The sequence below is a fragment of the Epilithonimonas sp. genome, from assembly GCF_036780765.1.
Taxonomy (GTDB): domain Bacteria; phylum Bacteroidota; class Bacteroidia; order Flavobacteriales; family Weeksellaceae; genus Epilithonimonas.
Map to the genome: position 1 here is coordinate 725,920 of NZ_DAIQCG010000001.1, position 9,536 is coordinate 735,455.

The 9,536-nt window shown below is 35.3% G+C and carries 9 protein-coding genes; all 9 read left to right on the top strand.

Going from position 1 to position 9,536, the window contains the following annotated elements; translation table 11 throughout:
• Positions 1–29 precede the first annotated feature (29 nt).
• The 9 genes from pcaF to V7P73_RS03500 all read left to right on the top strand — a co-directional run bounded on the left by pcaF (position 30) and on the right by V7P73_RS03500 (position 9,140).
• Positions 30–1,235 carry a 3-oxoadipyl-CoA thiolase gene (gene pcaF, locus V7P73_RS03460; protein ID WP_333851511.1) on the top strand — a complete coding sequence of 402 codons (1,206 nt, stop codon included), beginning with the start codon at positions 30–32 and terminating at the stop codon, positions 1,233–1,235.
• Positions 1,236–1,326: 91 nt separating this feature from the next.
• Positions 1,327–3,372: a phenylacetic acid degradation bifunctional protein PaaZ gene (gene paaZ, locus V7P73_RS03465; protein WP_333851513.1), complete on the top strand. Its 2,046-nt coding sequence runs from the start codon at positions 1,327–1,329 to the stop codon at positions 3,370–3,372.
• Positions 3,373–3,530: 158 nt separating this feature from the next.
• A complete protein-coding gene (locus V7P73_RS03470) occupies positions 3,531–4,286 on the top strand; it encodes an enoyl-CoA hydratase/isomerase family protein (protein ID WP_333851515.1) in 756 nt (251 codons plus the stop codon).
• A 395-nt stretch (positions 4,287–4,681) separates the two neighbouring features.
• Positions 4,682–4,933, top strand: coding sequence for a type B 50S ribosomal protein L31 (locus tag V7P73_RS03475; RefSeq protein WP_089769305.1), 252 nt, complete (start codon positions 4,682–4,684; stop codon positions 4,931–4,933).
• Positions 4,934–5,095: 162 nt separating this feature from the next.
• Positions 5,096–6,256: a GlmU family protein gene (locus V7P73_RS03480; RefSeq protein WP_333851518.1), complete on the top strand. Its 1,161-nt coding sequence runs from the start codon at positions 5,096–5,098 to the stop codon at positions 6,254–6,256.
• A 139-nt stretch (positions 6,257–6,395) separates the two neighbouring features.
• Entirely contained in the window at positions 6,396–8,048 is a 1,653-nt protein-coding gene (locus V7P73_RS03485; protein ID WP_333851520.1) for an Ig-like domain-containing domain, read from the top strand.
• The gene (locus tag V7P73_RS03490; RefSeq protein ID WP_333851522.1) at positions 8,045–8,485 is read left to right on the top strand and encodes a heme-binding domain-containing protein; all 441 of its coding nucleotides are present in this window, start codon (positions 8,045–8,047) and stop codon (positions 8,483–8,485) included. The genes V7P73_RS03485 and V7P73_RS03490 overlap by 4 nt, the downstream gene beginning before the upstream one ends.
• Before the next feature lie 161 nt (positions 8,486–8,646).
• Positions 8,647–8,823 (top strand): hypothetical protein, encoded by a 177-nt coding sequence (locus tag V7P73_RS03495; protein WP_333851524.1) that lies wholly within the window; start codon positions 8,647–8,649, stop codon positions 8,821–8,823.
• Positions 8,799–9,140 carry a hypothetical protein gene (locus V7P73_RS03500; RefSeq protein WP_333851525.1) on the top strand — a complete coding sequence of 114 codons (342 nt, stop codon included), beginning with the start codon at positions 8,799–8,801 and terminating at the stop codon, positions 9,138–9,140. The genes V7P73_RS03495 and V7P73_RS03500 overlap by 25 nt, the downstream gene beginning before the upstream one ends.
• Positions 9,141–9,536 lie beyond the last annotated feature (396 nt).

The window sequence follows — 9,536 nt, forward strand, 5'->3', positions numbered from 1 at the left end:
TTATCGATTATCATTAATCAATTATAAAAATGAACCAAGTATATATAATAGACGGCGTCCGAACGCCAATCGGAAAACTGAAAGGAAGTTTATCTTCTGTTCGTCCCGATGATATGGCGGCTTTTGTCATCAAAAAACTATTGGAAAGAAACCCGACCATCGACCAAAGCAGAATCTACGATGTTGTTTTAGGTTGTGCTAATCAAGCAGGCGAAGACAACCGAAACATTGCAAGAATGTCGGCTTTGTTGTCAGGTTTGGATTATCACGTTCCTGGCGAAACAGTTAATAGACTTTGCGCTTCTGGTTTGTCAGCGGCTATTAATGCTTCGAGAGCAATTAAAGTTGGCGATGCTGATTTGATGATTTCCGGTGGTGTGGAGAATATGACGCGCGGGCCATTAGTCATTTCAAAATCCGAAAGTCCTTTTGGTGGCGATGCTAAAATCTATGATACGACATTCGGCTGGAGATTCATTAATCCTAAAATGAAAGAAATGTACGGCGTTGACGCAATGGGCGAAACGGCAGAAAACTTGGCTGAACGAGATAATATTTCCAGAGAAGACCAAGATTTATTTGCCTTTAATTCTCAACAGAAAGCTAAAGTTGCACAGGAAAACGGAAGATTGTCTCAAGAAATTGTCGCTTTTAATATTCCACAAAGAAAAGGCGAAGATTTGATTTTTGATAAAGACGAGTTTCCAAAAAACGATACAACTTTAGAAGGTTTATCAAAATTGAGAACTGCTTTCAAAAAAGATGGAACCGTTACTGCAGGAAATGCTTCAGGATTGAATGACGGTGCAGCGGTTAATTTATTAGCTTCGGAAAATGCGATAAAAGAATTTGGATTAATGCCGAAAGCTAGAATTGTTTCGAGTGCTGTGGTTGGTGTTGAACCAAAGTTTATGGGAATTGGTCCGGTAAAAGCAGCTGAATTAGCATTACAAAAAGCTGGATTGACATTTAATGATATCGATATTATTGAATTAAATGAAGCTTTCGCTGCACAAAGTTTAGCCTGCATCAGAGCGTGGGGATTAGATGACAACGATTCCAGAATCAATCCGAACGGTGGCGCCATTGCACTTGGTCATCCGCTTGGAATGAGTGGCGCAAGAATCCTGAATTCTGCGATGTATGAACTTCATAACCAAGATAAAAGATATGCGCTCGCAACAATGTGTGTAGGTTTGGGGCAAGGTTTTGCGGTGATTATTGAGAAAGTTTAAAAACAAAGATATTAGAAGCTAGAAATTTGATGTTAGACATGTCTCATCTAACCTCTAAATTCTAAATTCTAACCTCTAAATTCTAAAAAATATGCAACTAGAAAATTACGCGCTCGGCAGATGGATAAAAGGAGAAGGAGAAGGGCAGGCTTTATATAATTCTATCAATGGAGAATTGGTAGCAACGGCAACTTCCAAAGGTTTAGATTTTGGCGAAATGATGGATTATGCCAGAAAAACTGGAGGTCCGGCTTTGAGAAAATTGACATTCCAGGAAAGAGGATTAATGTTGAAGAAACTGGCTTTTCATCTGATGGAAAAGAAAGATATTTTCTATAAAGTAAGCTGGGCAACGGGCGCAACCAAAGCGGACTCTTGGGTGGACATAGAAGGTGGGATTGGAAATTTATTTTCGAATGCTTCGTTGAGAAGACAATTTCCGGACTTACCTTATTATATAGATGGCGATTCAGTTAAACTTTCGAAGGAAGGAACTTTCATCGGACATCATATTTGCACACCAAAGCGAGGTGTTGCTATTCATATTAATGCTTTTAATTTTCCGGTTTGGGGGATGTTGGAGAAAATTGCGGTCAATCTTTTGGCCGGAGTTCCAGCAATTGTGAAACCAGCAACAGCAACAAGCTTTTTGACAGAAGTTGTCGTTAAAGAAATCATCGCTTCCCAAATTTTACCTGAAGGAAGTCTGCAATTAATTTGCGGTTCAGCCAACGGAATTCTGGAAAATGTGACAATGGAAGATGTTGTGACGTTTACGGGTTCGGCTTCAACAGGAAAAATGCTGAAAGCACATCCGAAAATTGTTGAAGAATCTGTTCCGTTCAATCTTGAAGCAGATTCTTTGAACGCAATGGTTTTAGGCGAAGATTCAAAACCTGGAACTGCAGAATTTGATTTATTCATCAAAGAAGCAACCCGAGAAATGACAACTAAAGCTGGACAAAAATGTACGGCAGTCAGAAGATTATTAGTTCCTGCAGATTTGGTTGAAGATGTTCAGATTGCTCTTGGACAAAGACTTTCACGTGTTATCATCGGCGATCCGAATGTTGAAGGCGTGAGAATGGGTGCATTAGCAAACAAAGACCAAGTGAAAGAAGTTTCCGAGAAAGTTCAGGAATTATCCAAAACTCAAGAAATAGTTTTTGGAAATCTGGATAATTTCGAAGTGAAAGGTGCGGACAAAAATAAAGGTGCATTTATTTCTCCGATTTTATTCCTTAATTCAGACCCGTTTAAATATACAGATTGTCATAATATCGAAGCTTTCGGACCTGTGAGTACAATTATCCCTTACAATAATTTGGATGAAGCGATTGAATTGGCGAGAATGGGAAAAGGTTCGCTTTGTTGTTCGGTTGTGACGGCTGATGACGATTTTGCAAGAGATTTTGTTATTGGAGCCGCGTCTATGCACGGACGAATTTTGGTTCTCAATTCTGATTGTGCAAAAGAAAGTACTGGTCACGGTTCGCCTTTGCCAATGCTGATTCACGGAGGCCCAGGAAGAGCCGGCGGTGGAGAAGAAATGGGAGGAAAACGTGGTGTTCTTCATTATATGCAACGCACAGCCATCCAAGGTTCGCCAACGACTTTGACACATATTACACAGCAATATCAATATGGCGGAAAACAATGGGAAGATAACATTCATCCATTCAGAAAACATTTTGAAGAACTGAAAATCGGCGAAACTTATATCACGGCAAAACATACGGTTACAGAATCTGATATTACCAATTTTGCTAATGTTTCCGGTGATAATTTCTATGCACATATGGATGCGACATCGTTGGAAGGAACAATCTTCGAAGGTAGAGTGGCTCACGGATATTTCATTCTAAGTAAAGCTGCAGGTTTGTTTGTTGATGCGAGAAAAGGTCCTGTTTTACTGAATTATGGTTTGGACGAATGTCGTTTTGTGAAACCTGTTTATCCTGGAATGACGATTGGTGTGAAATTTACTTGCAAAGAAAAAATCAATCAGGAAAAACGAGACGAAGAAGATATTGCCAAAGGAATTGTTCGCTGGTTAGTTGATGTTTACGACGAAACTGGAGAAACTGTCGCAATTGCAACAATTTTGACGATGGTGAAGAAAATTAATCAAGAATAATTATTTGGGCAGCTTAATCTGCCTTCTGCTCCCAAACCTAACGGAGTGATTCGACGAAGTCAATCTTTTTTGCAGACGACTTCAGTTTAAATAGAACTTAAATTAGAGATTCAAAAATTGCTTAATCTCTGAATTTCTAAATCATTTAATTTAATAAAATGGAAGCTTACGTAAAATCAAACATAGAAAACGGAATAGGAACTATCGAGTTTTTTCATCCTCAGAGTAATTCGATGCCGAGTTCACAACTTAGAAATCTAGTAGAAGAAATTAATAACCTCAGTAAAAATGATGAGGTCAAAGTCATTATTCTAAAAAGTGGAGGCGAAAAAACCTTTTGTGCAGGCGCATCTTTTGACGAATTGATCTCAATCAAAGATTTCGAAACTGGGAAAACATTCTTTTCTGGTTTCGCTAATGTCATCAATGCAATGAGAAAATCTTCAAAATTAATTATTGCCAGAATCCACGGAAAAGCTGTTGGTGGAGGCGTTGGAATTGCTTGCGCTGCGGATTATACTTTTGCTACAGAAAATGCTTCTGTAAAACTTAGCGAATTGGCTGTTGGGATCGGACCTTTCGTGATAGGACCTGTTGTAGAAAAGAAAATCGGAGCGTCGTCTTTTGCACAATTAGCGATTAATGCGACTGAGTTTTACTCCGCAGAATGGGCGCAAGAAAAGAGTATGTATCAGGATGTTTATGAGACACCCGAAGAAATGGATGCGGAAATTCAAATTCTGGCGGAAAAATTAGCATCTTCAAATCCAGAAGCGATGTCTCAACTTAAAGAAATTTTCTGGAAAGGAACAGAGAATTGGGATGATTTATTATCCGAGCGAGCCGGAATCAGTGGGAATCTTGTTCTATCGGATTTTACTGTGAATGCCATCAATCAATTTAAAAATAAATAAAAATGAAAAACAAAACCGCCTTCACAATTTGGAAGGCGGTTTTGTTTTTCATTCGGAGATTAAATTAATTATCTTTAATTAGCTGCCTGTGTAAAGATCAACGGATATGACACACTTCTTTTAATTAAGTTTGAAATTTCTATCTCTGCCACAAGCGTAGCATCCTTTCTGTTAACTATATTTTCTACAAAACTTCTGTTTGCTAGCTTTGTATTATTTTTAAATGATTAAATTTATTTATAAATGTTTGCAAAATAAAAAAGTTTTCATATTTTTGCATCCTCAAAACCAGAGTTAGGATCCATTACATCCGATGCTCATATTATAACAAATTTTAAACTTCTGAAAATGAAACCGAAAGGTGACATTTGATAATTAAAAAAAAGTATATCCAAATGAAACAAGGCATACACCCGGAAAATTATAGATTAGTAGTTTTCAAAGATATGAGCAACGAAGAAATGTTCCTTTGCAAATCTACAGCTGAAACTAAAGATACTATCGAGTACGAAGGAACTGAATATCCATTAATCAAAATGGAAATCTCTTCAACTTCTCACCCTTTCTACACAGGTAAAACTAAATTAGTTGATACTGCTGGTAGAGTTGATAAGTTTATGAACAAATACAAAAAATTCGCTAAGTAATCTTAGTCAATTTTTGCAAATATCAAAGCCTTTCGGATTTCCGAGAGGCTTTTTTTTATTATTTTTGCTGAACTAGAGATTAGAAGTTAGATATGAGGTGTTAGAATTCTCCAAACCTCAAAATAATCTAAAATCTAAAATCTAAAATCTAAAATCTTAATAATGCAATTAGTATTCTCAGACGCACAATATTGGGAAGATTTTCTTCCACTAACTTTTACAAGACCAGTTGCAGAAATGCGAATGGGAATCCTGACTTTCTCAGAAAGATGGAAAAAATTGCTGGATATTAATGAGGTTTTTTACATTACAGAAAACTATCTTCAGGACAAATTCAAAAAGCCGGAACCAAAGCAAAGTCTTTTCATTGTTCCGAATTTCTTCCCTTCAGACGAGGTTTTGAAGCAAATTAAAGAACTTCAGCCCGGTGAAGCTTTGGTTTATGAGAATGAAGTTTTGGTAGCAAACATTAATATGGAGAATTTTTCATTGAATCAAATCAATAAAATGACGGATATTCACGAGAAATTATTTTTCATCGAGAAAGCCACAGACATTTTTTCTTATAATGATAAAGCCATCGATTTTGATTTCAAATTGTTGACAGAGGGCAGAACTTCTCAAGAATTGTCTTCAAGTAATGGATTTGTCGGAGAAAAAGAAAATCTCTTTATAGAAGAAGGCGCAACGATAGAATTTTCAACCCTCAATTGCAAAACCGGAAAAATCTACATTGGAAAAAATGCCGAGATTATGGAAGGTTCTAATATCCGAGGTTCATTAGCACTTTGCGAAGAATCAAAAATTAACCTTGGAACCAAATTATATGGCGGAACTACGATTGGTCCATATTCAAAAGTAGGTGGTGAAGTTAATAATATTGTGATTTTCGGTTATACAAACAAAGGTCACGATGGTTTTGTAGGTAATTCTGTGATTGGAGAATGGTGTAATCTGGGCGCAGATACCAATTCATCAAATCTTAAAAATAATTACGCTTCGGTAAAACTTTGGAATTATAGAAAGAAAAGGTTTCTTGATACAGGTTTGCAATTTTGTGGGCTGATAATGGGTGATCATTCCAAAACTGCAATCAATACACAATTAAATACAGGAACTGTTGTCGGCGTCGCAGCTAATATTTTCAAATCTGGTTTTCCACCAAACTTAGTAGATAGTTTTTCTTGGGGCGGAATGAAAGGTGATGAGAAATTCAAACTCGAAAAATCTTACGAAGTTGCAGAAAAAGCAATGGAACGCAGAAAAATTGCAATAACCGAAACGGATAAAGATATTTTGAAGTACATCTATAATGAGTTTTAATTTTAAAACTCATTTTTTATTTTCAATTTAACTTACTTTACAATTCACGAAAGCATTTTGTCTCAAAGTTTGCTTATTTTTGCGTTTAAGTAAAATTGATTTTAGGCTAATTTCTAAAATCTAACATCATAATTTAATAATGAAGCAGTTTCTTCTTTGGCTTTTTGCATCGTTGGTTTTGGTAAGTTGTGCCAGAGTTGGTTCGCCGGTTGGTGGCAACAAAGATTCTATTCCTCCAAAAATGATAGGATCAAATATCGATACAACAAGAATCAATGTTTCAAGAAATCTCAAAAAACTTAGAATTGATTTTAATGAGTATATTATGTTGAAAGACGTAAGTAAAAATCTTATTATTTCACCTCCAATTCAATATACCAAGATTATTCCTTCTTCTATGGGAAACAAATATCTGGAAATAGAGTGGAAAGATACTTTGCAAGCCAATACAACTTATAATTTCAATTTTGGAAATTCGGTGGTGGATCTTAATGAGAGTAATCCTTTGCCTTATTTCAATTTTGCTTTTTCTACAGGAGAAAAATTGGATGATACATATATCAGCGGAACTATTTCTGATGCGTTGGGTAATGAAAAAAACTCGGAAGGGAAAGATAGAAATCTGGTAATCGGACTTTATCAGGTTAAAGATACGATGAATTACCGCCAAAAACCTTACTATATAACGAAAGCGGATCCAGATGGTTATTTTGAACTGAATTATCTTACGCCAGGAAAATATAGAATTGTTGGTTTTGATGATGAGAATAATAACTCCATTTACGATTTAGGAAAAGAAAGTGTAGCTTTTCAAAAGCAAGAAATTAATCTTGAGTCAAGTATTTCTGGAATGAAACTTAAAATTTTCCCTTCTAAAAAAGCTATCAAGTATAAAGAAATGGTGGCTTCTGTTGGTGGTGTTGTAATGAGTTTCGAAGGTAATCCTGAAAAAGTAATTGTAAAAAGAGTTGGCGAAAAACCTGCTGATTATAAAGTCACACATAAACTAAGATCAGATTCTGTAAGGATTTGGTTTGATGCTGCGAAAGAAAACATTGGAGCTACAGTCAGTGAAAATCTTAAATTTTCTTACGATACAGATTCTAAGCAAGACACGGTTTCTCTATTTTATAAAAAACCAGCGAAAGATGAAATGACAATCGCTAATCCATTCTCCAATAAGTTGGCGCCAGAAACGGACTTTAGATTTTCATCCAATTATATTATCAATAGAATCCAACCGGAAAACTGGAAATTGGAATCCGATAGTATTGCTCAGGATTTCACAGCAAGAATCTCGGAATTAGATTCTACGCAAGTGATTGTGAAATCTAATTTCATCACAGGAAAAAAATACCAATTAACAGTTCCGAAAAATACAGTGGTTTCATACTTCAATCGTTCTAGTGAAAGTGTTCGTTTTGATTTTGAGGTGGCAAAACCAGAAGATTTCGGAAGTTTTACAGCTCGTATCATCAATTTGCCGAATCAGAAATTTTGGATTCAACTTCTTGATGATAAAAACGATGTGGTTTACCAAAGATATACGGATCAGTCGGAGGTCAAATTTGTTAATCTAAAACCAGCTTCTTATAAACTGCGGATTTTAGTTGATAATAATGGAAACGGAACTTGGGATAATTCCAATTTTGCCGATGAGACTTTGGCAGAAGATGCTTATCTGTTCAAAAAAACTGGAAGCAAAGATGCCATGACCAAGATTAATGTCCGCCCGATGTGGGAGATTAATGAAAATTGGGATGTAACTTTAGATGAACAACCAACGAATTGAAAAAGATAATTTTTTGGATAGCTGTTGTTTTTGTGGCAATACAATTGGTTCCTGTTGATAGAGAAAACAAAGCTGTTGATAAACGCAATAATTTTGTTGATATTTATAAAACGCCGGAGAATATCAAATCGATTTTGAAGAATGCCTGCTACGATTGTCATTCCAATGAAGTAGAATATCCGAATTATGCTTATGTTGCTCCAATTTCCTGGACAATAAAAGATCATATTAATGAAGGTCGTGAGCATCTCAACCTTTCTGAGTGGGGAACTTACAATAAAGATCTTAAGAAGAATGCTATTGAGAAAACGATAAGTTCAGTTCACGAACTTCAAATGCCATTGCCTTCTTATATTAGTTATCATCCCAAAGCTAATTTGACAACAAAACAGAGACGTGAACTCGAAAATTATTTTTCAAAATTAGAGTTAAAATAGTTTAAATGTAATTATTATTCATAATTCAATTATCTTATAAATATGGCAAAAACTAAAAGTTATGAATAAGATATTGGTTATGTTGATGTTTGTTTGTTGTAAAATCTCAAGAAATAAATACTGATAATCAAGACAAAAAGAGAAATCTAATAAAAGTCAACTTGACTTCTATTGCATTTAGAAATTATCAATTCGCTTTCGAAAGAACGATTACAAAACGCCTTGGAGTTCAGGTTTCTTATGGATTCATTCCAACTGGGCAAGTTTCATTGGTTGATGAATATATCAAAGACGAGAACGTTAATAATATAAGATGGGCGGGAGTAATTTTACTTTAGAGCCAAGAATATATTTAGGTCGTGGTTATGGTCACGGTTTTTACATTGCTCCATATTACAGATATTTTCATTTCAACGTAGATAATCTTACTTATAATTATAAATCAGAAGATCCAGCAGTTTCGGGAGAAAAAATTCCGATTGCTTTCAATGGGAAAGCAACTTCCAATAATGTTGGTTTGATGATTGGAGCACAATGGTTGTTGGGTAGAAAGGACAATTGGATTTTGGATGTTTGGTTTATCGGATGGCATTATGGTGGTGCAACTGGAACGATTACGGGAAAATCCGGAAGAGTAGTCACTACGTCAGCGTAGACGCAGTTGAAACGTGACATTGAGGACTTAGACATTAGTTTGTTAGATTATAAAGTAACGACTACTGCTACTGGAGCCTTGATTGATTTGGATTCAAAATGGTTTGACATAAGATCAGGCATTTCATTTGGCTGTAGGTTTTAGAATTAATTTAATATAATATAAGAACGCAATCTCATTTAGGGGTTGCATTTTTTGTATATAAATATTTAAGGAGCTAATGAATATAATCAAGCTAAGAAAGTCACTTTTTCAAGATCAGTTCTGTCAAATATTGAAAATTATTGATTTATTCAAAATCAGAAAAAACATACTTCTATAAAGGATAAGATCTTCGATTGAAATTAAACTCTTTACAAACCAGAGTTATAAGATAAAATTGGATAAATAAGTTTA